Source organism: Pseudoalteromonas translucida KMM 520, assembly GCF_001465295.1.
Classification (GTDB): domain Bacteria; phylum Pseudomonadota; class Gammaproteobacteria; order Enterobacterales; family Alteromonadaceae; genus Pseudoalteromonas; species Pseudoalteromonas translucida.
Map to the genome: position 1 here is coordinate 3327089 of NZ_CP011034.1, position 25386 is coordinate 3352474.

20 protein-coding genes are annotated in these 25386 nt (G+C 40.1%); 10 read left to right on the forward strand and 10 right to left on the reverse strand.

What is annotated here, in order from left to right:
* Nucleotides 1–11: 11 nt before the first annotated feature.
* The 3 genes from PTRA_RS15380 to PTRA_RS15390 all read right to left on the reverse strand — a co-directional run bounded on the left by PTRA_RS15380 (nucleotide 12) and on the right by PTRA_RS15390 (nucleotide 3020).
* Nucleotides 12–1196, reverse strand: coding sequence for an efflux RND transporter periplasmic adaptor subunit (locus PTRA_RS15380; RefSeq protein ID WP_058374429.1), 1185 nt, complete (start codon nucleotides 1194–1196; stop codon nucleotides 12–14).
* 347 nt (nucleotides 1197–1543) lie between these two features.
* Entirely contained in the window at nucleotides 1544–2332 is a 789-nt protein-coding gene (locus tag PTRA_RS15385; RefSeq protein ID WP_058374430.1) for a PhzF family phenazine biosynthesis protein, read from the reverse strand.
* Nucleotides 2333–2405: 73 nt separating this feature from the next.
* Nucleotides 2406–3020: a PQ-loop domain-containing transporter gene (locus PTRA_RS15390; protein ID WP_058374431.1), complete on the reverse strand. Its 615-nt coding sequence runs from the start codon at nucleotides 3018–3020 to the stop codon at nucleotides 2406–2408.
* A gap of 282 nt (nucleotides 3021–3302) precedes the next feature.
* Here PTRA_RS15390 and PTRA_RS15395 point away from each other — a divergent pair, with 282 nt between their 5' ends.
* Together PTRA_RS15395 and PTRA_RS15400 are read left to right on the forward strand one after the other, a co-directional pair.
* A complete protein-coding gene (locus PTRA_RS15395; RefSeq protein WP_058374432.1) occupies nucleotides 3303–4436 on the forward strand; it encodes a PepSY-associated TM helix domain-containing protein in 1134 nt (377 codons plus the stop codon).
* Nucleotides 4437–4522: 86 nt separating this feature from the next.
* Nucleotides 4523–5698, forward strand: a complete 1176-nt coding sequence (locus PTRA_RS15400) for a tetratricopeptide repeat protein (protein WP_058374433.1) — start codon at nucleotides 4523–4525, stop codon at nucleotides 5696–5698.
* Between the two features lie 75 nt (nucleotides 5699–5773).
* On the opposite strand, the gene PTRA_RS15405 is transcribed toward PTRA_RS15400, so the two are convergent.
* From PTRA_RS15405 to PTRA_RS15420, 4 genes are all read right to left on the reverse strand, one after another.
* Nucleotides 5774–8605, reverse strand: coding sequence for a TolB family protein (locus PTRA_RS15405; RefSeq protein ID WP_058374434.1), 2832 nt, complete (start codon nucleotides 8603–8605; stop codon nucleotides 5774–5776).
* Between the two features lie 118 nt (nucleotides 8606–8723).
* Entirely contained in the window at nucleotides 8724–10259 is a 1536-nt protein-coding gene (locus PTRA_RS15410) for a PH domain-containing protein (RefSeq protein ID WP_058374435.1), read from the reverse strand.
* Nucleotides 10252–10785, reverse strand: coding sequence for a PH domain-containing protein (locus tag PTRA_RS15415; protein ID WP_083497547.1), 534 nt, complete (start codon nucleotides 10783–10785; stop codon nucleotides 10252–10254). The genes PTRA_RS15410 and PTRA_RS15415 overlap by 8 nt, the downstream gene beginning before the upstream one ends.
* Before the next feature lie 42 nt (nucleotides 10786–10827).
* A complete protein-coding gene (locus PTRA_RS15420; protein WP_058374437.1) occupies nucleotides 10828–11682 on the reverse strand; it encodes a D-hexose-6-phosphate mutarotase in 855 nt (284 codons plus the stop codon).
* A gap of 451 nt (nucleotides 11683–12133) precedes the next feature.
* Between PTRA_RS15420 and PTRA_RS15425 the strand changes: the two genes are divergently transcribed.
* The 6 genes from PTRA_RS15425 (at nucleotide 12134) to PTRA_RS15450 (ending at nucleotide 19973) form a co-directional block, all read left to right on the forward strand.
* Nucleotides 12134–12613: a MarR family winged helix-turn-helix transcriptional regulator gene (locus PTRA_RS15425; RefSeq protein ID WP_058374438.1), complete on the forward strand. Its 480-nt coding sequence runs from the start codon at nucleotides 12134–12136 to the stop codon at nucleotides 12611–12613.
* Between the two features lie 61 nt (nucleotides 12614–12674).
* Nucleotides 12675–13994, forward strand: coding sequence for a porin (locus PTRA_RS15430; RefSeq protein ID WP_058374439.1), 1320 nt, complete (start codon nucleotides 12675–12677; stop codon nucleotides 13992–13994).
* 185 nt (nucleotides 13995–14179) lie between these two features.
* The gene (locus PTRA_RS15435; protein WP_058374440.1) at nucleotides 14180–14575 is read left to right on the forward strand and encodes a YbaN family protein; all 396 of its coding nucleotides are present in this window, start codon (nucleotides 14180–14182) and stop codon (nucleotides 14573–14575) included.
* Nucleotides 14576–14601: 26 nt separating this feature from the next.
* A complete protein-coding gene (locus tag PTRA_RS15440; RefSeq protein WP_058374441.1) occupies nucleotides 14602–14985 on the forward strand; it encodes a hypothetical protein in 384 nt (127 codons plus the stop codon).
* 340 nt (nucleotides 14986–15325) lie between these two features.
* The gene (locus PTRA_RS15445; RefSeq protein ID WP_058374442.1) at nucleotides 15326–17857 is read left to right on the forward strand and encodes a TonB-dependent receptor plug domain-containing protein; all 2532 of its coding nucleotides are present in this window, start codon (nucleotides 15326–15328) and stop codon (nucleotides 17855–17857) included.
* A gap of 223 nt (nucleotides 17858–18080) precedes the next feature.
* Entirely contained in the window at nucleotides 18081–19973 is a 1893-nt protein-coding gene (locus PTRA_RS15450) for a monovalent cation:proton antiporter-2 (CPA2) family protein (RefSeq protein ID WP_058374443.1), read from the forward strand.
* Here the strand turns inward: PTRA_RS15450 and PTRA_RS15455 are convergent.
* The 3 genes from PTRA_RS15455 to PTRA_RS15465 form a co-directional block, all read right to left on the reverse strand.
* Nucleotides 19948–20661, reverse strand: a complete 714-nt coding sequence (locus tag PTRA_RS15455; protein ID WP_058374444.1) for a hypothetical protein — start codon at nucleotides 20659–20661, stop codon at nucleotides 19948–19950. The two genes, PTRA_RS15450 and PTRA_RS15455, sit on opposite strands and share 26 nt — an antisense overlap.
* Nucleotides 20662–20793: 132 nt before the next feature.
* The gene (locus PTRA_RS15460; RefSeq protein ID WP_058374624.1) at nucleotides 20794–22587 is read right to left on the reverse strand and encodes an alkaline phosphatase; all 1794 of its coding nucleotides are present in this window, start codon (nucleotides 22585–22587) and stop codon (nucleotides 20794–20796) included.
* An 11-nt stretch (nucleotides 22588–22598) separates the two neighbouring features.
* Nucleotides 22599–24188, reverse strand: coding sequence for an alkaline phosphatase (locus PTRA_RS15465; RefSeq protein ID WP_058374445.1), 1590 nt, complete (start codon nucleotides 24186–24188; stop codon nucleotides 22599–22601).
* 439 nt (nucleotides 24189–24627) lie between these two features.
* Here PTRA_RS15465 and PTRA_RS15470 point away from each other — a divergent pair, with 439 nt between their 5' ends.
* The gene (locus PTRA_RS15470) at nucleotides 24628–24837 is read left to right on the forward strand and encodes a cold-shock protein (RefSeq protein ID WP_011329603.1); all 210 of its coding nucleotides are present in this window, start codon (nucleotides 24628–24630) and stop codon (nucleotides 24835–24837) included.
* Between the two features lie 187 nt (nucleotides 24838–25024).
* On the forward strand, nucleotides 25025–25234 hold the full coding sequence (locus PTRA_RS15475; protein ID WP_011329604.1) for a cold-shock protein: 210 nt from the start codon (nucleotides 25025–25027) through the stop codon (nucleotides 25232–25234).
* Nucleotides 25235–25386 lie beyond the last annotated feature (152 nt).

Genomic DNA, 25386 nt, shown 5'->3' on the forward strand with positions numbered 1-25386 from the left:
ATTTTGCTGCCTTACAACTGCTGAGTATTAGAGTTGCTTGTCTCTGAGCTTTCAGTTGCGCTGTTAGTATTAGTACCAGCCACTTTTACTTCCATGCCCTTTTGCGGATACTCTGGCAAGGTAACAACGAGTTTATCGTCTGCATTTAAACCGCTGTTAATATAAAAAAACTCACCTTCTTCTCTAATAACCGTTACTTTGCGCGGCTCAAGTTGTTGCTGATCATTTACTATCCATACCGTTTGATTATTCACTAATGCTTGCGGTAAACGGTAAATGTTACTAAGCATAGCGCCTGCAAAACTTACCTGTACGTAGCTGCCAAATTTAATTGCTGGTTGTTTGCTTTTTAAACCGTAAGGGTCGTCAATTCGCACCACTAAACTACTCATGCGGGTAGCACTATCTACAATACCTAAATCGCGGTCTATTACTGCTTCACGAGTAAAGCTATTTAGTCCTTTTTGAATCACTGTTGCAGTAATACCTTTAATACGCTCTGGTAAAAAAATGCTATCAAAACCGGCAATAGGAATGATCACCTCTGCGGTTTCTATATTATTAATTTCGGCCACTTGCGAACCCATAGATACAAACTGACCAACACCAATATTACGACTAATAACGAGCGCATCGTATGGCGCAGTAATTTCGCAATTGTCTAAGTCACGTTGCGCACGTTTTAAAGCAGCTTGCGCCGATTTAACCGCCGCTTGTGCACTCAACACTTGTGGTTTACGTAAAAATAAATCTGTACGGGCCTTACCAGGAAAGCGGGTTGCTTCGTCTGCTGCTACTTGTGCTTGTGCTTGCTCTTCAATTAAGCCTGCTTGTGCGCGTGCAAGCTCAGCCTCAGCCATTAAAACGGCTGCTTGGTAATTATCTTTTTCAATAGTAAATAGGGTTTCGCCACGGCCAACTACACCACCGGCAATAAAGTTAGGGTGCCAACTTAATACCTCACCCGACACCTGCGCCGACAATTGGGTATTTTCAAGCGGCTTTACTTCACCGTAACTATTAATAATAACCTGATGATTATTTGCCAAAGCACTTTCTACTGTAACGGTAGGACGTGTATCTACTGGTTTTTTTTCTGCTGATTCTTCTGCAATAGCGTTAATTCCCATAAAGCTCACTATGCCAATGGCAAGTGCAACAAAAGGAAAAACCCATTTAAGTATTCTTGTTTGCATAACTTAATTACCTCAAAAACTCACTAACAACATAATAACAGAGCTTAACCAAATATTAACGATGCATTTGTAAGTAACTATTTCTAAAATAGCTTTCAATTGATAAAAAGAACAACAAGTAATACTACAGAGAAATTAAAGCTGTAATTTTTAAGTTTATAAATCAACAACTTTAAACAAAAACAAATAGTAGAGATGCGGTTTGGAGTAATAAGTATGTAGTGGCGGCTGCGTCGCCTGTGCTAACTTTCAAAAATTATATTTTTTAAATAAAAGCGTTTTATTCGCAGCGCAAGAGTAATAGCATAATTGATTTATACACAATTTAGAAAGTATGTAGCGCTTTGCTAAATAAAAATAGTGCCGGTTAAATACCTTACCGCATGCCCTGTGATCGTTACATATGTATCACCAACATCGCATAGTAACTGCCCTCCGCGGCTCGAAGCCTGATAAGCACGTAACCTTGTTTTAGTTAATTGCTGCGCCCAATAAGGGGCAAGGCCGGTATGAATAGAACCCGTAACAAAGTCTTCATCGCCACCACTGGCGGGCCAAAAGTAGCGAGACACAAAATCGTATTTATCTCCAGGCGCGCTGGCAACAACATCGAGCGGAAATAATGTTTCCAGTAACTGCGAATCGGTTTTAAGCTGAGTTACATCTTGCTCATTATCGTAAATAGCAAAATAAGCTTGGCGGTTTTTTAGCACTTTTGTGGGCGCTTTTGATAAACCATTTAGCAGTGCTGAAGGGGCATTTAATACAACAACCGGTGCTTGTTTTGGAAAGGTCATGGCAAAGCTACCATCGCTATTTTTATTAACGACTAACTCGCCCACGGCAGCAGCATAAAAACGCACTTGCGATAAATTATGCTGCTCACAAAGCACATAAGCAGCTGCCAGTGTGGCATGGCCACAAAAGTCAATTTCCATCAAAGGTGAGAACCAGCGAATAGCAAAGCTGCCATCGCTTTGCTGGCAAGTAAAAGCGGTTTCGGACACGTTGTTTTCTGCGCCAATTTTTAGCATTAAATCGTCGCTTAACCACGTATCTAGGGGGATCACTGCGGCATAATTGCCTTTAAATAACTCATTAGTAAACGCATCTATTTGATGAATAGTTAATTGCATGGTTTAAACTTTATAATTACGAATAGCTTAAACCTGCCACAGTTAAATTAAATTATCACTACTATTTTAAACGTTATACCGTATTAGGGCGCATTTTATAATATTGAATGCAACCAAGCTGCGCAGCGTTGGTGAGTAAAATCATTACAAACGTTAAAATATGCGCAATACTTTGCGTAGCCATAGCAAACTCGGCAAATAAACCACAAATACCCGCTATAAACTGCAAGCTAAAATAACGTGCACTTAAATTACTAATATCACCACTGCGAATAGTTTTATACGTTTGTGGCATTACACGCACCGAGCTCATTACCAAACCAACAAAGGTTAACCACGTTAGTACCCTAGCTGTATCGAGTGCTGGGTTAGCTAATAACGTAAATGGCATAAGCGAAAAAGCCAACATACACAGTAACTGAATACGCTCTTTTCGCTCAGCATTATAACGCGCAAAATAGTATAAAATAGAACCACTTAATATGCCTGTTACTACAAATGGCAGCGCCATATAAAAACGCTCAAAATACAGATTAAAGGCAATAAAGTACGTACTTTGTGCAACACCAAAGGTCATCATCAACAGCGATAAACCCGACACGCTGCGATTTTTACGAATTTTATTTAGCAGTGGTAAAAAACTAATGACTAAAATAAATGAAGACAATACAGGCAGAAAATGTGCCAAAGCAACCTCGCTCGTTACGTAAGTGTTAATAGGAATTAAAATAGAAACATATAATAAACATATGTTTTAGAAGGACTTTATCTTATGGCTGCATTGTAGTGGCGACTAGATTTTACTCAACTAAATTGAAAATATTTATTTAGCAACTGGCAACTTAGCTATACAAAAATCGTTAGCTTAAGTTCACGATTTTGTTGTTTTTAGCATAACCACCTGCAAAACTTGAATTGAAATTGATAATTGTTATCATGCGCAATACAATTTATTTCTATTGCTTTATATATGCGAAAAACACTGTTTAAAATTCATAGCTGGGTTGCCCTTATTGCTATCATCCCGCTTATTGTTATTAGTATTACAGGGAGTGTTTTAGTATTTAAGAGCGAAATAGATGGCCTGCTAATGCCAAATAGCCACTTTGTGGTAAAGGCACTCCCTGAACGACTGCCTATTGATAAGTTAATTGCAAAAGCAGAGCGTACTTATCCTAATTATATAGTAGCTAGCTGGGAAATATTTAACGATGATACTGCTGATCGGGTTTACTTAATAAAGCGCGGTACAGAGCAATGGGCTAAGTTACATTTAAACCAATACACTGGTGATATTTTGTCCGAGCCTGTGGGCACCAGCCATTATTTCACCGATTGGTTTTTAGAGCTGCATTACACTTTTTTACTTAACGACTTTAAAAACTTACCAGGGCAAACAGGCACTGTATTAGGGTTCTTTTTTGCGGTGTTTTTACTCGTATTGGGTATTAGCGGCCTGATTATTTATCGCAAATTTTGGCGACGCTTATTTAGCGTGCGCTGGCGTGCAACATTACAAATAGTACTTAGCGACATTCATAAAATGGCCGGCGTAATAGGCTCACCCATTATTATTATTTTAGCCATTACTGGCGGCTACTTTAACTGGGCAGTGTGGTATCACGAAGCGATAGAGCACGCACAAGAAGCGCATTATGTACTAACCAACCCCTTATACAGTCACGACATTTCGTTGCAGCAAATACTTGATGACAGCAAAAAACAAATCTCTACTTTTAACGGTACTTTTTTAGTTTTGCCATTAGAGCCAGACGAAAACATTACCTTATTTGGTGAAGTAAGCACAACCAATCCGCTGGCTAGTGAATACGCCAATACTATTACTTACAGTAAACTAACTGGCGAACACATGGCTAACTGGGATATTCGGGAAGTAGGAATTGGCTGGCAAGTAATTGATAGCTTTAGAAAACTCCACTTTGGCTACTTTGCAGGGTTTGTAAGTAAGGTGCTGTGGGCTATTATTGGCTTAAGCCCTGTATGGCTTGCAGCTACTGGCTTTTATTTATGGTTTACCCGCCGTGTACGTAAAAAGCAATCACGACAAAACCGTTTAAATAAACGTCGCGCAGCAAACTCTTGATTAAAAAACAAACTCATTATAATGTTAGGTATAATAGTAATTAGCTCAATTTAAGCTGCTTACTTTCGTATCAATGGAGTGAGTTTATGAAACTTTATCCGCTAGTGGTAATTACTGTTTTTTCATTAGTAGCTGGCTGCACCGGTACTAACAATCAAAAGCAAATACTGCAAACTATACCGCTTACACAAGTAATTAATCATGCTTTATTTAGCCAACAACCCACTTTATCTGAACAAGCTATTTTTGAGCTGTCTGAAGTCGAGACAGAGCAGTTTTTAGCGTATGCCAAAAAACAGTTATTATCTGGGGTTCGTACCGATAGAGTTGTTTATAATTACCTTGAAAACCAACTAACTAACTTTACATATCACGGCGATACACTCACTTCCACACAAGCGGTTAATCGAGCGCAAGGAAACTGTATTAGCCTAGCGGTGCTTACCCAAAGCTATGCTCGCATTCTTGGTTTAGATACGAGCTTTCAGGAAATGACCAGCGAGCCTGTTTATGCAAAAGAAAGTAACTTAGTGTATGTAGCTAACCATTTTAGAACTATGGTTTATGCCCCTAAAGAAGTAGATACCGCTAAAAACATAAATTCAATAAGCGCAATAACAACCCGCGCAGGTACGTTAATAGACTACTTCCCAACTCGAGACAGTGTTTACTCTGGTAGCGCTAACCATAATGACTTACTCGCTAAGTTTTATAGCAATTTAGCCGCTAGCGCATTAGCAAAAAAACAATTAAACATGGCATATTCTCTTATTTTGCAAGCTAATAACTACACCCCTAAAGATCCTGAGCTATTTAACTTAGCAGGCATCTTACACCGCCATGCTGGCGACTTACAAAGTGCGAAGAATATTTATCAAGCAGCATTAAATAACAATTATGCGAGCATTAATTTAATTAGTAACTATCAATTATTAGCTCAAAAGCTTGGTGATACTCAGCTTGCGCAGCAGTTATCTTTACAACTAATAAATATAGAAAAAGATCCTTATGAGTTATTAGTACTGGCTAAAAACGAGTTACAAACAGGAAATATTTATAGCGCTAACAAGCATGTTGAGCAAGCAATAGTAAAAGCACCGTATATAGCCGATCTTTATTTAGAGTTGGCTAAAATACGCTTTCAGCAAGGTAAAACTCAACAAACACAAAGCTTGCTTGAAAAAGCCATCGAACTTGAACGCGACAAACAAAAGCTTAATGTGTATCAAGCTAAGTTACTGTCGTTAAGTATGACAAAGTAAGTGTGGGTTTTGCGGCACCTAAGTCGCCGCTCAAACCCCGTTATTAATTATTTTTACCTTTGCTTTTATAAAATGTTAAAGCGAATAATAAAAACTTAACCACGCGCGCATTTCATCTGCAAAGCTATCGCCTTCTACGCGCGATAAGCCCAAATTAAACGTTAAATCGTTTACACCAGCAGGCCCCACCCCAAAGTTAAAATCACCTTGATATTTTAAGCCGTAACTTTGTGCATATACCATGCTATCGAGTTGGTGTTGCTTGTAATAAAGCCAAGGTAACCCCTCTTTAAAGCTAAAACCAGCGCCATAACCTTGATAGCGCTTTGCAGTTGCACTGTAAAAAGGCAGCTCGGATGAAAGTACAAATTCGCTACTTTGTTGCTGATTAATCAGGTTTGAACTAAAGCCACCTAATGCAAGGCTGCCATCATCACGTTGCTTTTGCTCAAGGCTTGCATAAAGAGGAATACCAAACGCTTTACCAAAAATTTTGGCGGCTAAATCGTAACCTTGCCAATTATTACTTTTGTTGCTGCCATCGTACCAGCTCGCATAAATACTTTGGCCTATTACAAAATCTTGGCGGTCATATTGCCAGCTTTGAGTAACGCCTAAGCGCGTCCAGTTTTTATGATTTTGCTTGTAGTCAGTGTAATTATAAGCAAGCTCTGGCGTTAAGTTTAACTGGCCAAATTTAAGGGGGTAACTTATTGCAGCAAAACCACCGCGCGCAGCAATATCGGCGCTTAAGCCTGTTTGATTTAAGGATTGATATTGGCGTGCTGTATTTAAATTATAATCAAACACGCTGAGTTTAAACTTTACTGGTAATGCACTGTATTTTGCCTGCACAAAACCACCATGCAAAGCGCCATTGTGCAAGTCGGCGCTATACCCTGCCTGTAAGTCGAGCTGTTTTAATAAATCGCTACTTTTAATCCCTAAATTCAACAAACTGGTTGCAGCCGAATAATACTGCGCGCCTAGTGCAAAAGTGGCTTGTTGCTCAAGTGCATTGTAGCTACTTTGGGTGCCTACTTGGTTAGTGTAAATGTTAGCTTTTGGAAGTGTGTGTTGATTAACCATAAGCAGTGGCGCATGTTTAGTGGTTGCAATATCACTAACCACATTCCCTTGGTGTGCTTTAGGTAGCTGTTTTACATTGGGTCCATCTGCGCTAATCGAGAAATAAAGTAATGAGCCATCAGCTATTTCAATAGGATGTGCAACCGCTTCTTGCCCCTGAGTTAGTTTAGTGAGTGTTTTACTTGCAATATGATAACTATAAATATCGGTAGCGCTATTTAAGCCAGCAATGAAGTAAAGCGACTCTCCATTTTGACTAAAACTTGGTTGGCTTAAATATTGATACCCGTTTGGCATAGCCACTGATTGACGGTGCTCACCATCAATATTTTGTATATATAATTGCCAGTTTTCGTTTAAAGACGCTGATAAGTAAGCTAATTTAGTTTCATCAGGGTTTAATATTGGATAGTCATACGCCGTTTTTAAACTTTTATTAAATAACTCAGTGACGATTTTAGTGGTTAAATCTACTTTCACTAATTCTGAGTAACCACCTCTTACTTGCTCAGCATATAAGGTTTCACCATCGCTGGTTACGCTAAAACGGCGAATACCTGCAAGCTCGGTAAGCTGCTCTGTATTGCCAGTTTCAGTGTTGTAGTTAAAAACATCAGAAACACGATTATAACTACCCGAGTCCTCAGTACTAAAAGCACTAAAGTAAAGCGTGGTATTGTTAATCCATTGTGGGTTAGCTATGCCTGCTCGATTAATTTGGTTAAGCACTTGTTTTTGTTCACGCTTAAAAACAGCAGGTGCAGTGTCAGCAATATCTAGGGAATCATTTTCTAATAACTCTTTTTGTGCTTTATTAAAGCTGTTTTCGGCTTTAGTGTTTTGCTCTGTGCTGTACACAATAAGCTTAGTGTTATCGTTTTTATCACGCTCTACAATTGCCAGCTTACTGCCATCTTTTGCAAGCGCGGGGTTACTTGCATACAAACCAAGCTGTAGCCACAGCTCACTATTAAGCTTAGGTTCTAATTGCTCTTTGGCCATAGCTTTATAAGTGTATTCAGCTACAAAGCGGCGGTACAGTTTAGCGGCACTTTGCCCAAACACACCACTAAATGCTTGATCAAAATTACGTGTTTTAACCGCTTGCATGCGCGTCCAAACGCTATCGAGCGTTTGCTCTGTATAGTTTTTCTCTAACCAATTTAAAAAACGGCTACCAATTAAATACGCCATAGAGCTGGCCATAAAGCCACCTTCGGTACTATTTAGCTGTGAGTAGCTGGGCAACGCTCCTTGCTGGGCAAACTCTACTAATATTGCTTCTGAGTAGTTATCAAATAAGCGCCCACGACCGGTCATTTTAGATTCAATTAACGTGGCATAACCTTCGGCAACCCAACGAGGGGTATCGCTGTAAGTTAAATCGTATAGATCCCATAGACTGCGTATTTTTTGCTGCCAGTTATTACGCGTTGGCTGCGCTAAATGCACTAAGTGAATGTACTCGTGCAATACCAATAACTGCTGCCAGCCTGAGGTATTTGATATAACAGTATCTGATTGTGGCGGCGTGGTAAAAAGTGCCATTATGGGGTTATTTGAAGTAGGTAGCGCAAAACCATTGGCTGCATTTAAGGGATCAAACACCACTACATCTACAATTTTATCAAGGGCGCGGTTTTGTTGCTCAAGCACTTTAGTACGTACTATTTCAAGCTCTACAGCAGTCGATTTAGCAAAGTCGGTATGCTCAATACTGTAATGCACATTAAAGTGCTCGGTATGAATGGTTTGCCAGTCGTTACCATAACTCGGCGCGGTAAGTAATAAAGCCGCAGCCATAAGTGTTTTTTTCATTATAATCCCTTAGATGATTCCTTAACTGCATCTAGGTTATTACTAATTGCTTTTAGTTGGCAGTAATAAAGTGTAATAAAACATGTGCAACTATAAATTACACATGCTTTTAGTGAAGCTACATCCAACTACGGGGATCAGATTCAACCTGCATAAGTATAAAATCAATTATAAAGTCAGCATCTTGCTGCTTTATATAGGGCATAAAAGCGTAACCTGAGGCGAGTTGTATACACACACTTTTTAACCCTGAGCGACGCATTAAGTAGGTACTTATACTACGGGCACTTTGTGTTTTATACAGCTCAAACACCCGATAATGTACGCCAATCAAGCCTTTGCGCACCACCATATAATACCGGCCATTATCTTCATGTAAGTAATAGCCATAACGCTGATATGACAAGGTAACTAAACCTGCAAACGCAACAAACACACCTAAACTAAGCCACATATTAAATTCAGCTACTAAGCAAAAAATGAATACTAATATGCTCGGTAAAAGCGCATAAAACACCAAGTTTTTATATAGTAGTGCGCGCTCTGCGCCTGTAAATGCGAGGTTTTTGCTATTAAACCAAGGATAAATCCATTGGCAAACACTGTTTACTTGTGCCGCGTTTAATACCGGTAAGAGCAAGGTTTGTTTATTATTTTTAGCAGCAACGCCTGCTACCATACCGCCACTACTCGCTTGCAAACATTCAACGGTAAAGCGTTTTAATAGTCGGGCAACTAAGTTTTGTTTTATAACAATTGATTGCACCTTATCTAAGCTCATAGATAACTGATGGCGCTCTAATAAACCGGCAATGCGTTTAAATTTTTGTCCTTTAAAATACAGCTCGTAGTTATAAAACCGAATCAACGACATGCCAACCGACAACAACACCGCAATAATAACCAACAAAACAATTAAGGTGATCACCGCAAACATGGCAGCATTGGCCATTATACCTAGCTCTTGCTGGTAAAAGCCCTCCATTTTAGCAATCAGCTTTTGTTCTAAAAAGTCGATAACAACATTTATAAATGGCGCAATAGCTGCAAAGGCTAAAATAGCCATGTTTGATATTAAACCAAACTTAGCAATTTCTTTGTTGCTAATAAATAGACTGCTTTGTGCCGCTAATTGGTGATCTACATTGTCAGTTACTGTATCTTGCTGCTGGGCTTTGTATGCAAAAATTTGTTTACGCATTTGTTGTGCGTGTTCTTTGGTTATTCCCGGCAGTACCACTTCTTGCGCTACGCTACCAGCGGCATCAAAAATACAATTTACTAAGTTAATAGGGGTAAAATAAAACGGCTCAGCAATATTTACGTTTTGTACGCGAGCAAATTTAAGGGTTAAACGCTCTTTTTTAAATACGCCTTTTTTAAGTAATATTTCGTGCTCTTCAGAAATACAAAAACGAAAGCTTTTATAATATAAAAAAGAGTAAATAAGCAAAGCAACAAGCGCGACTGCTCCGGCAATTTGCCCCCAAAATAGTTTGTTTTCAACTTGAGTTACAAACACAATAGTAATAGGTAGCAAATTAAAGATGCCATCTCTTATAATTCGCACCGTAAAATGGACAACAAAATACACTAACGCCCAAGGCGATACAGCTTGCCAATGTAAATTACTTGCGCTACCAGCGTTACTCATCTGCAGGGGTTGCTTGTGCGATGTTGTCGTCGTTGCGGTAGTTTTGTACAAACTGGCGCATATTTTTACAATCGTCGTGAGTTAAGCCGCTAATTTGCAGGTCGGCGCTCATGCCACCAGCGCTATATAGCTTTAAACTCGCTAAGCCGAGTTTGCGCTCAATTGGCCCGCGGTGCACTTCAATATGCTGTACTCGCGCCAGCGGTAAAATAACAATTTGCTGCCAAATAATTCCCTTTTTAAACGCGATATCGTGGGTACGCATTGCTACCCCTTGCAGCTTTATACTCACTACATTATAAAGTATTGATAATATGATAATTATTGGCATGCCAATCAACAAATACGTTTGCGCTAGATTAGCAAAAGCGGCATTTAAGTAACACGCCACCACTAAGCCGATAATTAAAGGAATATAAAACGCCAGCCAATTAAGTTGCACATGCAGCAAAGCGTTAGCCCCCAACGGCTTAAACTCAATATTACTATGTTGTGGTAAGTTGGTTATTTGTTGATTATTAAACACCATATTATTGCTTAAACTCACTCTTACTTATAAATACAAGGCTCAACTCAGCCATTTAATGATGGTAATCAAGGTATGGCTTTGTTTTGGCGCGAGCGTAACGGCATCATTTAATACGTTGGCTGCTTCAAGGCAAAGCATGCTGTTATATTCTGTATTAGCGAAGTTAGATAAACGCTTTGATTTTTCTATCCATGGATTCCACAATACGCAAGAGCTGGAATTTTCTCGGCCCACACTAATAATGCCCTCTGGGGTATTAATGGTTTGCACTGGCGCTGCTTGGGTATAAACCATGTCGGTTTCGCGGGCAAAACTAACTACACCACTTTGCATTACTGGGGCTTCGCCAAATTCAGTATATTGCGCACCTTGCAAACCATCAACGCTGGTATTGTTAATATCTGATGTTGGAAAATAAGTATGCAGCGCTTGCGAAAAGCTAAACGGTGTATTGCTTAAATTAGTGGTTGTTAAGCGCACTTGTAACTGCTCGTTTAGTACAAACTCAACTCGTAAGCTTGACTGATGCGGCCAATAATCAAGATTAACTAGTTTCATGGGTAATTTAAGGCTAACAATAACTTCGTATTCGGTTTCATGCACTTCATCGGCCTGCCACAAACTCGTTCGAGCAAAGCCATGCGCCGGAAAACCATTGTTATCGTGTGCTCCAAACCAAGGCCAACAAATTGGAATACCGCCGCGAATACTGGCATTTTCTTGAAATGTTTCTTCTTGAGATACCCATAACAGTGGCTGCTTACCTTTTGGGGTAAATTCGGTAATTTGCCCGCCTTGCAAAAATATTTTTGCATCGCAATGGCTGCTATTTATATTAATAAATTCTAAACCGGTGTCAGTATGACAAATACTAACGGAAGGTGATAACTTCATATTATTTCCTATAATGCTGGCACTTAGTGTTAAATGTGCACCTAAATAGTCAAGTAAGCTTATAAATCATCTACATAATAAGCGAAATAATTTAAATATCGATCGCTTTATTTTCACTCGATAATACCTGCGAGATATTTATAAATAATTACTTTGTACTAATACTTATTTATAAATGCCATCTTCAGCAAATTAGCAATACTTATAAATTGATAAAAAAAACTCATTATCTATACTCTATAGGCTTAAAGGTATACTACAGCCATTAGCGAATAAAACACTACAGACATAGATTAAAAATTAAAAAACACAAATTTTAATTACTGCTCAAACTAATAAAAACCACAAAAAGCAGGCTAAAATGCAATATATCATTTGAATTCAATTTACTTGATGTGTAACATTTCGCGATTATGGCAAACCATTGCGCCCTTTTAACGAGATTAGCTAAATGCAAAAACATAACGAGTTATTGGTTTCTTTACGTAAAGTGATTCGTGCGATCGATTTACACTCTAAGCAACTGAATAAAACTTCAGGCTTAACTGGGCCACAACTACTTATAATGCAAGAGGTTTCCCAGACAGATGGGATAACAGCAAGCCGTATAGCTCAAAATGTAAATTTAAGCCCGGCAACCGTTACTAATATTCTTGATAGGATAGAAGGTAGAGACTTAGTAACTCGGGTACGTAGCCAAATGGATAAGCGTCGAGTGAGTTTATACCTCACCGATAAAGGAAAGGAGTTACTTGATAAAGCACCGCAACCACTACAAGAGCATTTTATTGCTAAGTTTTCGGCACTTGCCGAGTGGGAGCAGAGCCTATTACTGTCGTCAATGCAGCGCATTGCCGCAATGATGGATGCAGATAAACTTGATGCATCGCCTCTGTTAGAAGTGGGGGCGCTTACTCAAGCTCCTAAATAATAAATTTACACGGGATGTGCTTTACATCTTAAATTTTCAATCAAAATCTGAGCAGCAATTTATGACTAAACTTTCGAAATTAACACTTGCCCTCATGCTAGCTGGTGCGTCGAGCAATGTATTCGCCGCAGATCTAGACACGCTTCAAACTCAGCTTAAGCAACTTAAACAGCAAATGCAGATGCTAGAGCAGCAATTAGCTGCTGAAAAAACCAAACAACAGAAAATTAATGAGCAACACGAACAACAAGTTGCTCAAATAAGTAAAAAAGCGGAACAAACAACTGTGGTTGCTGCCACTAAAGCTGAAGAAAAAGAATCTGCTGGTATAACCGTAGGTGGTGCTATTCGTACTAACTACAGTGTTACCTCGTATAGTGAAGGTAATGAAGACCGCCTTGGTGACTTTGATTTTGATATTTTTCGTTTAAACCTCTCAGGTGAAGTTGGTGGTGTACTTTTAGGCGGTGAAATTCGCTTTTTTGATTACATGACCGTTATAAAATCAGCGTGGGCTGGTTATCAACTTAATGATGAGTGGCAAGTGCAAGCAGGTATTACTAAAGTACCATTTGGTAACGACCCGTATAACTCACATAATTACTTTTTTAGTACTAACTATTATATTGGCCTAGAGGATGATCACGATCTAGGTATTATGTTTAAACGTAAAGTTAGCGATAACTGGCAGCTAGACCTTGGCTTTTTCAAAAATGATGAACTTGGTGGTGTTGACGGTTATGTAGAAGATCGTAGCCATCGTTATTCGTACGATATTGTTGGAAGCCGCCCTGTCGGTGAAGGTATTTACGCAGAGCCTGCAAAACAGCTTGGCGAATACAACACCTTTACCGGTCGTTTTGCCTATCATTTTGAACACGGCGAAGGCATAACCACTGAAGTAGGTATTTCAGCACTTGCGGGTGGCTTACATGATGGGACCGATCGTGCGGGTGATTACAATGCTTGGGCACTGCACTTAAATAGCCATATTAATAACTGGAATATTCAACTACAACACGGTGAGTATAACTACAATGTTGATAATATAGATCGCATGGCTGTAGGCGCATACGGGTTTTATGATTCAATTGCCGCCGATGCTACTACCAGTACCTTTAACGTAGCATATAGCGTACCAGTACAATGGGGACCGGTAAGCAACCTACAGTTTTATAACGACTACGGTATTATTTACAATAAATCAGACAACAGCGCAAATACCTGGATGAACGTAACGGGTGTATCGGTTGCCGCCGGAGGACTATTTACTTACATCGATTATGTACATGCGCGTAATCAGCCATTTGTAGGCGGTTCTATCGCGGGTAACGGCGAAACAGAAAGCCGCTTTAATATTAACCTTGGTTATTACTTTTAAGCCAAGTAAGTTAATTAGCTAGTTAATTAGTTACTTATAAAGGGCAACATTGTTTGCCCTTTTTGCTGCGCTAATTTTATTTACCCCTTTTATTGCCCACGTATTAAGTAACTGCAATTGCGCTTAAATTGCGGCATTAATTACTCTATAATCAAACTAACTATAATTTAATAAAACTCACCTAAGTGGATATAAAAACAACCTATATATATTACAAAAAGGTATGGTTTAAAGTGCTTGGCTTAATGCTAGTGGTGCTTGGAATTATAGGTATAGTACTGCCGGTTATGCCCACCACCATCTTTTTTATTTTAGCTCTGGCCTGCTTTACCCGCTCATCTCCTGCACTTGAGCATTGGCTTTTAAATCACCCACGATACGGCACTACGCTGCAACAGTGGCAAGCACATAAAGTAATGCCTGTTAAAGCCAAATATTGCGCTGCCCTTGGCATGCTGGTGGGTTTTATATTTTTACTGGCTTCATCTCCTGCTGTTTGGGTTATTCTTTTAGTTGCTATAATTGAAGTAGCCGTAATGATTTATTTAATTTTAAGGCCCTCGTCCGTACCAAAAAGTTGAATAACCTGAACTTTGGATAATAGTTAGTGCCTTCGCATACTTCGTTATCTGGCGATAAAGCACATTATGTAATGATTGACGCGAGTATTTCTAATGAAATTTTTGCTCCCAACAAAGCATACCGCCCAGCTGAGGAAGACGCACAATACGACGATAATTTACTAATGGCTATCGGCCCTGATGGCAAACCTATTAGTGATAATATTCGCGCTTACTTTTTACAGCGTAAAAACTCTGCGGCAGTTAAATTAACCAGCGAAGGGACTTACCATATTGCAATGAAACGTGAACCACGTTTAATGACCTTCTATAAAGATGATAAAAACGGCTTTTTTAGCACAATGTGGCAGCACCCGGGTTTATACTTAATTGAAGCAAGCGTGAGCGAAGAGTCGACTGAAAAGGCATAGATAACGGCGTTACTCGTTATTTACTACATTAGACGTTGCGCCAGAGTGATATTTAATAATTGAATTCAAGCATTAAAAAACAATAAAGAGGCCAAGTAATTTACTTGGCCTCTTTACTTATATCAGCTACATTAATTTTATTAAAAAACACCTCAATACATCCTGAAGCTGCAACTACTCAACACAAGCATACCTATTTAAATCAGTACGTTCAGCGCAAAGTAAACACCAGCCTCAACTTTAGCATAACTTAGTTTTTTTTGATCTTTGCACTATCCTATCAGCTTCTTTAAGATGCGGCGCTTTTAGACTCAACAATAGCAGCCCTTGGGGGAGCAACATGACCATACAGCGCTTTTCAGCGAAAAAATTAGCACTTAGCTTGGCCGTTACTACTGCATTGAGCACGCCTTATTCAGTAGCTGTAGCCGCAGAGCAAGGTAATCAAGCACAAGAAAATATCGAAGTAATTTCAGTAACGGGTACTCGTCGCAGTTTACGCAGTATTGCTGAAAGTTCAGTACCTGTTGATATTATTACCAGTAGCGATATGGCCAGCACAGGCCAGCTTGAAATCAGCCAAGTACTTGCAAACCAAGTGCCGAGCTTTAACTACCCAAGCGCAACAATGGGTGATGGTACAGACCATGCTAAACCTGCAGTTTTGCGTGGTTTAGCTCCCGATCACACCCTAGTGCTTATTAATGGTAAGCGTCGTCATTCAGGTGCGCTATTAAACTTAGCTGGCGTAGTTGGACGTGGTTCAACTGCTGTTGATTTAAATATGATCCCAACCTCGGCAATTAAGCGCGTAGAAGTATTACGCGACGGTGCTGCAGCGCAATACGGCTCAGATGCCATTGCAGGGGTTATTAATATAATTCTTAAAGATGCAGCGCAGGGCGGCAGTGTAAGCGTAACTTACGGACAATATGATACTCAAATGGCCGGAGTACCTCAGCTTGAAAGCGCGTACGCAGATGCAAACGGTAACTTAGCATTTAATACTGGCGACGACCGTAAAATGAGCGATGGTGCAACGCGTACTATTAGCGCTAACTCTGGTTTTTCGTTAGCCGATAACGGTTTTGTAAACGTATCTATTGAATATCGTGATAACGACTCTACCCAACGCTCTGGTTTTGACCCTCGCGAGCAATATAGCCGCCTTGGTGATGGTAGCCTAGATCCACGTGAATTTACTATCGATCGTTACAATCACCGCTTTGGTAAAGCAGAGCTTGAAGACTATGCACTGTTTTACAATATGGGCTACGACTTTGATAACGGCTTAAACTTATACTCTTTTGGTAGCTACTCTAAGCGTGAAGGCAACTCAGGCGGATTTTATCGCCGAGCTGTAGATAAAAATAACATTTTAGACGTTTACCCTAATGGCTTTTTACCACAAATTGAAACCGACGTAGAAGATTACTCTCTCGCTCTGGGCTTGCAAGGTGAAACAGGCGACTGGACATGGGATGTAAGTACCAACTACGGTCGTAACGACTTTGCATTAGGCGTAGTAAATAGCTTAAATACATCTTTAGGTGCCACCAGCCAAACCGAATTTGATAACGGCGCATTGGTTTATGACCAATTTATTGTTAATGGAGATGCCAGCACAGCATTTGATTTAGGTTTACCAGATGACGTGTTTTTTACTATAGGTGCTGAATACCGCCACGAAAGCTACAAAATAGAACAAGGCGAAGAGGCTTCTTATATTACCGCGCTTGATAGTAACGGCAAGCCAATTGCAGCAGGTGGTGCACAGGTACTATCTGGTTTTGGTCCGCAAAGCGTTACCGATGAAAGCCGCCACAACGTAGCGCTTTTTGTTGAGTTTGATACCTACCTAACAGAAAAGTGGAATGTAGTTTTAGCCAGCCGTTATGAAGATTACAGCGACTTTGGCAACACATTTACCTCAAAAATAGCAACGCGTTACAGTATTACTGATAACTTATCGTTACGTGGTGCAGCAAGTACCGGCTTTCGCGCGCCATCGCTAGCCCAAAGCTCGTATCGTCAAATATCAACCATACTTGAAAACAACCAAGCGTTTGAAGTAGGTTTATTTCCAAGTGACTCACCAGCAGCACAAGCATTAGGCGCTAAAAAATTAGACGCTGAAGACTCTGTAAACTTAACCGCTGGCTTTGTCTATACACAGGGCAACTTTAGCCTAACGGTTGATGCATATCGTATTGATATTGATGACCGGATTGTACTCTCTGAAAATTTAGCGGGTGCAGCAGTAGCGCAAATTTTAGCAAACGCTGGTGAGCTAAACACCGAAAGCGTACGCTACTTTACCAATGCAATAGACTCACGCACGCAAGGTGTAGACATAGTTGCAACGTATTTGCTTGAGCTAGATAATCTAGGCGATGTGCGCTTAAACGCAGCGGTTAACTTTAACGACACTGAAGTCACCCATATAGACGACAACCCTGAAGAACTCAATTCGTTAGGTGATGACTATGTTGTATTTGCTCGGCGTGAAGTGGGCCGTTTTGAAGAAGGCACACCAGATAGCAAACTAAACTTATCGGCCGTTTGGAACTTTAACCAATGGCAAACAACACTGCGTGCTACGCGCTATGGCGAAGTTGCTGATATTTCTACAAGCAGCGACCGAGATGAATACCTAGATGCAAAATGGATAACCGATCTTGAAGTGGCTTATAGCCCTAACGACGAATGGAAATTTGCCGTAGGCGCTAACAACCTGTTTGATCAGTACCCACAAGCAACTGTAGATAACATTGGTCACTCTAACTTTGGACAAATATTCCCGTACACCCCCTACGTGCCATACAGTTTAGATGGCCGCTTTTTATACGGTAATATTACTTACCGCTTTTAATAAAAGTGCTAGCTAAAAGTTGAAAGTGATAAAGGATGCATTACGCATCCTTTTTTTAACTAAAGCAGAGCTAGGATATGCCAACGTTAATAATACTTTGAAGGCTGTAAAACTTTAAAAAACAGCATTTTTAGCCACTTAAATTATTGTATTTTATAAGCGTGTCAGTCATTCTATTTATACGCAAACCACTTGGGTTTAAAAACTCACCTAGGAAAAACACGTGTTAAAAATAGCTTTAATTTACTTAGCGGCAGCAATTGTAGCTGTGCCTATTGCCAAACGAGTAGGGCTCGGATCGGTGCTAGGTTATTTAATCGCTGGCATACTTATTGGCCCTTACGCCTTAGCTATGGTTGGCGATCAAACCGATGTAATGCACTTTGCCGAATTTGGCGTAGTAATGATGCTATTTTTAGTTGGTTTAGAGCTGCAACCGTCACGTTTATGGACATTACGCCACTCTATTTTGGGGTTAGGTGGTTTGCAGGTAGTGTTAACCGCAGCCGTTATTTTTGCATCTTGTTATTGGCTGTTTGCCATGCATTGGCAAACAGCCCTTGCCATTGGTTTAATGTTGGCGCTTTCCTCTACCGCTATTGTGCTGCAAAGCCTAGAAGAAAAAGGCTGGCTAAAACAAGAAGCTGGGCAAAATGCTTTTTCTGTATTGCTATTTCAAGATATCGCCATTATTCCTATTTTAGCGTTATTACCCTTACTCGCATTTGCACCACTGAGCGGCAGCGCCGAGATTAGTGATTCAATTATTGCCAACTGGCCGGTTTGGCAACAAGTAGGTGCATCGGTTGCTGTTATTGCCGCCATTATTGTTTGCGGTAAATATATATCGGCCCCTATTTTTAGATACATAGCCCAAACACATATACGTGAAATATTTACCATTTTTGCGCTTTTTTTAGTGGTTGCCATTGCATTGGTTATGCAAAGTATTGACTTATCACCTGCGCTGGGTACCTTTTTAGCTGGCGTAGTACTTGCCGAAAGCGAATTTAGGCACGAGTTAGAGGCCGACATAGAGCCCTTTAAAGGCCTGCTATTAGGGCTGTTTTTTATTACCGTGGGCGCGTCGATTAACTTTGAACTGTTTTTTAATCAATTTAGTACTGTAATTAGCTTAGTTGTTTTATTAATAGTAATTAAGGCCTGTATTTTATTTGCGCTGGCTTTTACCTTTAAAATAAATAAAAAACAGCAACTATTATTTACACTGGCTTTGGCACAAGGAGGCGAATTTGCTTTTGTATTGTTAAGTGTAACCAGTACGCTAAGCATTTTAACGCCCGAACAAACCGCGTTAACAACCTTAGTGGTGGCTATTTCTATGTTAATAGCCCCTTTATTATTAATGTTTTACGAACAACTGCAAAAACGCGATAGCAGCGTAAAACCTGAATTTGATAAACCCGAGCACATTAGTAGCGCTAAGCATGTCATTATTGCCGGCTACGGTCGCTTTGGCCAAGTAATGGGGCGTTTACTGCATGCCCAGGGCTACGAAATAACAGTACTTGATCATAGCCCTACACAAATTGAATTATTACGCCGCTTTGGTAAAACGGTATTTTATGGTGATGCTGGGCGTCAGGAGCTACTTGAAGCCGCAGGCGCAAAAACAGCGCAAATGCTGGTAGTGGCTATAGATAACCCCGATAAAACATTAGAAATTATTAAGCTTGCGCAAAAAAACTACCCGCAGTTAAAAATTGTTGCACGTGCTATCGACCGTCGCCATGCTTATCAATTACTTAGTTTAAAAGTAGATGCCTTTAATCGTGAAACGGTTGATTCTGCCATTAGCCTTGCGGTTAAAGCGCTCGAGTTATTAGGTAACAATAAACCCGATGCCGAGCGAGCTGGTAGGCTATTTAGAGATCACGACCGCGCCAGTGTATTACAGTTAGCAAAATTATGGGGCGACGATATTAGCTACGGTGTAGCGGTACGCCAGCGCATGGAAGATTTAAAACAAGTACTACAACAAGACAAACAAGCACAAGAAGATTTAAATACCTGCGACAACAACGACTATATAGCGGGCTTAACAGAAGACGCTGCCAAGCCCAAAAAATCTAATGATGATGCTCACCTTGGATAGCTTGTCCCTGCTGGTTATAAAAGCCAGTGGCGCTATGCTCAATAAAACCAAGGTTAATCATTTTAGCTAAAAAGGGATCGTTTTCGTTGTCGCCTATATCGGCATAGTCGGTAGTTTGAAAGTTATCCCATTTAGCAAACTGAGCAACTATCACTTGCTCATTACTGCTTACATTATTAAGGCTAAGTAAGGTGCTTACTTGGCTTTTTTTATTGCTAACTCTAAGCGTTTTAACTAACTTTAACTGTGTAAATAAAGCCAGTTTATACTCAGTTTCGGCTTCGTTTAACACATAGTTTTTTACTTCTTCACAACCTGTGCCTTGGGTGTTTACTAACGTCATTTTTTCTATTAAATGCGCATCCACCAGCTGGTTTTTAGCACTCCAACTTTGTACCCCGCGCACTTCTGACGGTTGGTATTCAATACCTCGCTGCTGAGCATTAAAATAGCGAATTGGCCGTATTTGCTTATTAGTTAAATGCTGCCACAGTTCGGTCGTTATTTCGTTTTGATGTGCTACTTGTTGCTGGTTTCGCCACAGGGTTAGTGCTTGAGTTGTTGGCTCGTTATTTTTATTGTTGGTTACTGTGTAAGTTGCTTTTAATAGCGCTGGGTTAACATTGCATTGCAGGGAAAAAGCGCTGCTACTGAATAGTACGGTCATCATTAATAATGCTTTTTTCATTGGGTACTCTTTTTTAATGGCTCTAACTTATGCTTTTAACATAGCTAAAAATAATGGCTGTTTTATGACAAATATAATATAAAAACAACCCGCACAGAGTACGAGTTGTTTTGTACACAATTTATAAACTCATTACTGCGCTACTTTATCGTTTGCTGTTTTAACTAAATCTGCGGCAAAGTCCATTACATGAAATAAAAAGCTTTGCTCATTAGTGCCTGTAACTAAGTGCGCGCCAGGGCCCATAGCATATACGCCAACATCTTCACCAGCGTGTGTTTCTGAGCTCATTGGTACTAGCGCTTCTTGATGAAAACCAGGGGTTGTTGTATCAATATTGGTTAAATCAACCCGCCCTGTTACTGGGCCAGAGCCATTATTTGCATCGGCATTAGTTTCACTGCCAAGGTTTTTAAAACCACCACCATTGGTGTAACCAAGCGTTGTATATGGCATATCATCGGCCGCTAGGCTTGGCGTTGTTTCACCTACGCCCACCACTTTACCTAAAATAGGATTACCGCGTTTAGGGTAACCCGCAATGGTAAATACATGGCTGTGATCGGCTGTTACAACAATAAGCGTTTCCTCTGGATTGGTGTTATCAACCGCAGCTTGTACTGCTTTTGCCAATTCAATGGTGTCGTTTAAAGCGTTATATGCATTACCCGCATGGTGCGCGTGATCAATACGACCCGACTCAACGGTTAAGAAAAAACCTTTATCGTTTTTGCCCAGTACATTTATGGCTTTTTCGGTCATTTGCGAAAGCGAAGGCTCGCCAGCAATATCATTTTTACGGTCAGCTTCGTATTGCATGTGGGATTCGTTAAACAGCCCAAATACTTTAGTAGCATCATCGCTAATTGCATCAAAACCGGTTTGATCCATTACGTAAGTACCATTTGGATATTGCGTTTTCCATTCACTAATTAAATTACGATTATCTGTTCGATCCCCTTCAACTGCACTTACTGCATCGGCTGAATTAAACGCAGCGTCTTTTGGTAAAAAGTGACGACGACCGCCTCCCATAACAACATCAATACCATCTACATCAACACCATTAAAGCGCGCTTTGAGGTTGGCTTCAAAGTTAACCAGTTGCGATGCAATATCTTCACAATTAGCTGACTCGCTCGCAGGCATATCAGAAATATCTTCCCAGTTACGATCGGCCGATTTAGCGTACATAGCTGCAGGGGTTGCATGAGTAATGCGGGCAGTTGAAATAATACCGGTCGCTTTACCCGCAATTTCAGCAAGCCCTAGTGAGGTAACTAGCTCATGCCCTTTGCCTGATACACAATTACCACGCTCAACCGCTTCATCAATACCAATAACCCCCACATCGGTTTTAACCCCAGAGGCCATTGCCGTCATAGTACCTGCCGAGTCGGGCGTTTGTGCATCTACGTTATAGGTTTTTACAAAACCTGAATACGGCATAGTTTCAAAGCTTAATTGATGCTCCTCACCCATTTTGTCCTCTAGCTGCCCGGCTAAAATACGCGCTGCAGTTATTGTCGAAATTCCCATACCATCGCCAACAAATAAAATAACATTTTTAGCCTTACCCGATTCAGTCACTATGCTGGCATTTGCTGTTTTTGTTGTTGCTAACTTAGTTTGTGCATCGCTAAACCAAGTATTACTAGTAAGCGATGCTAACTGCTCGCTGCTAAGCGACGTAGCTGGTGCATTGCATACTAAGTTATTTGATGTAGCCTCACTGCTTTCTAATATTCCATTACCATTGGTATCTTCGCCTGTTTGTGTTGCTACTCCACCGTTAACACATTGCTCGGACCCGACAGCAATTACGTTATTAACAGTTAATATACTATTTTGGTTTTTATCGCTGTCACTTGAGCAACCCGTTAGTGCAAGAGTTACTGCTAAAGAAAGTACCGTTAATTTTTTCATGTTAGCCGCCATTATTGCTGAGTTAGTTCAAGAGCTTGATTAATTATATGAAACACTACATTTTGCTCAATTACGCCCTGTGCAAGCTGAGCACCGGGGCCTTTTGCATGCAATGAAATGTCTTCACCTGCGTGTGTTTCCGAAGCCAATGGCACTGTTGTTTCTTGATGAAAACCAGGGGTTGTTGTATCAATCCCTTGTAATTCAACGCGCCCTGCCACAGCAGCACTTGCATAGCTTGCATCGGCATCTGTTTCATCGCCTAAGTTTCTAAACCCTAAACCATTTGCGTAACCAACTGTGGTGTAAGGCTTGTTATCGGCAGCTAGACTGGGGGCTCTTTCGCCCACGGCCACAACTTGACCTAAAATTGGATTGCCACGTTTGGGGTAGCCCGCAATAGTAAATACATGGCTGTGATCGGCTGTGACTAAAATGAGGGTTTCTTCTGGATTGGTGTTATCAACCGCAGCTTGTACCGCTTTGGCTAACTCTATTGTGTCGTTAAGTGCATTATAAGCATTGCCCGCATGGTGCGCGTGATCAATACGACCCGATTCAACGGTTAAGAAAAAGCCTTTGTCGTTTTTGCCCAGCACTTCAATTGCTTTAGTGGTCATATCGGTAAGTGAAGGCTCGCCGGCAATATCGTTTGCGCGGTCTGCTTCGTATTGCATGTGAGATTCGTTAAATAAGCCAAATACTTTAGTAGCGTCATCGGCAATATTATCAAAGCCGGTTTGGTCCATAACATAAGTTGCAGTAGGGTATTGCGCTTGCCATTCACTAATTAAATTACGATTATCGGTACGATCCCCTTCTATTGCGCTTACTGCGTCTGTTGAATTAGCTGCTGCATCTTTGGGTAAAAAATGTCTACGCCCGCCGCCCATAACAACATCAAGGCCATCTATATCAGTACCAACAAAACGCGCTTCAAGATTTTTTTCAAAGTTAATTAGTTGTGAGGCAATATCTTCACAACCAGCTGCAATTGCATCCTCTGGCATATCAGAAATATCTTCCCAGTTACGATCGGCCGATTTAGCATACGTTGCTGCAGGCGTTGCATGGGTAATTCGCGCTGTTGAAATAACCCCAGTTGCTAGGCCTTTAATTTCTGCTAGCTCTGTTGCTGTTAGTAACTCGTTGCCCGCAACTGTTGAACACACCCCACGCTCTATATTTTCGTTAACACCAATTACACCAACATCGGTTTTCACACCCGAGATCATCGCGGTCATAGTGCCCGCAGAGTCGGGAGTTTGTGCATCTACGTTATAGGTTTTAACTTGTGCAGAATACGGAAATGTCTCAAAGCTTAAATAACCCTCCTCCCCCGATTGGTTATTACGTTGTCCTTGTAAAATACGTGCGGCGGTTAGTGTTGATACCCCCATACCATCACCAACAAATAAAATTATATTTTTTGCTTTGGTGGCTTTAACACTCTGCGCTTGGGTGGTTTTTGTTGTTAGTTTTGTTTGCGCAGCGCTATACCAACTGCTGTCTTTTTGGCTTTGCGGTAGTACATCGGCATAACTCGCTGCGTTAAACGCAAATGTTAGCGCTATTGCCGCAGCAACTTTTTTAATTTTCATCCATAATTCCCATTATTTAGTGATTATTTTTTAAAAAATGTGTGACCACAAAAAGATCAACCGCTGCACTATAAAAAACAGATATGACTAATAAAGGTAATTTTTATGAAAGTTAAATGACTAAATTTATGAATGTAATTACTATAAAATCAAAACGCATTAAAAACACAAAACAAAGTGAAAAAATAAAACCCTTAATTTACAAAAGGATATGAAATAATTATACCATTTTATATAACTTTTAATTATATAAGGCTTGCTACATGTTTTAACTTACTCTAACATGCCTGCATCGGGTTGATTGAAAACCCAGCTTATTTGTAAGTACCACGTTGTTATTAGTAATAATCCTGCGCGTTATCCTCAGTTATATGCTTGTTTTCTCCCTGTTAAATTGCCTATTTTAAGGCACACTTTTATTAATTCTTAGGATACTATTATGTCTAATACTACAACTGGTACAGTAAAATTTTTTAACGAAGCAAAAGGTTTTGGCTTTATCGAGCAAGAATCTGGCGCAGACGTTTTTGCACATTTCAGTGCAATTTCAGGCGACGGTTTCAAAACTTTAGCTGAAGGCCAACGTGTACAGTTTACTGTTACTCAAGGTCAAAAAGGCCCACAAGCCGAAAACATTGTTTGCATCTAATTGCATAACAATTTAATGGGTTAGCAATAACCCATTTAGAATACTAGTTTGAAAGAAGTTCTGTTTTATTTGTTAGTACCCCGTTGTTTTAGTAATAATCCTACGCGTTATCCTCAAGTTAACTATTTTTTCCGGCTCAATCGCCTCTTTTCAGGCACACTTATATTAATTTTTTAGGATACATATTATGTCTAATACAACTACTGGTTCAGTAAAATGGTTTAACGAAGCAAAAGGTTTTGGCTTTATCGAGCAAGAATCTGGCGCAGACGTTTTTGCACATTTTAGTGCTATTGTTAGCGACGGTTTCAAAACTTTAGCTGAAGGCCAACGTGTACAGTTTACTGTTACTCAAGGTCAAAAAGGCCCACAAGCCGAAAACATTGTTTGTATATAAACACTGTTAAATAATACGCTTTAGTGTATTAACAGCTCACATATAATTAATTTGTCTGTGAGCTAATTTTTTACCACTTATATTAAGTAATTGGTATTACTAAATATTTAAAATTGAGTATGTACTATGCAGCTTAATTTATTTTCGACTCA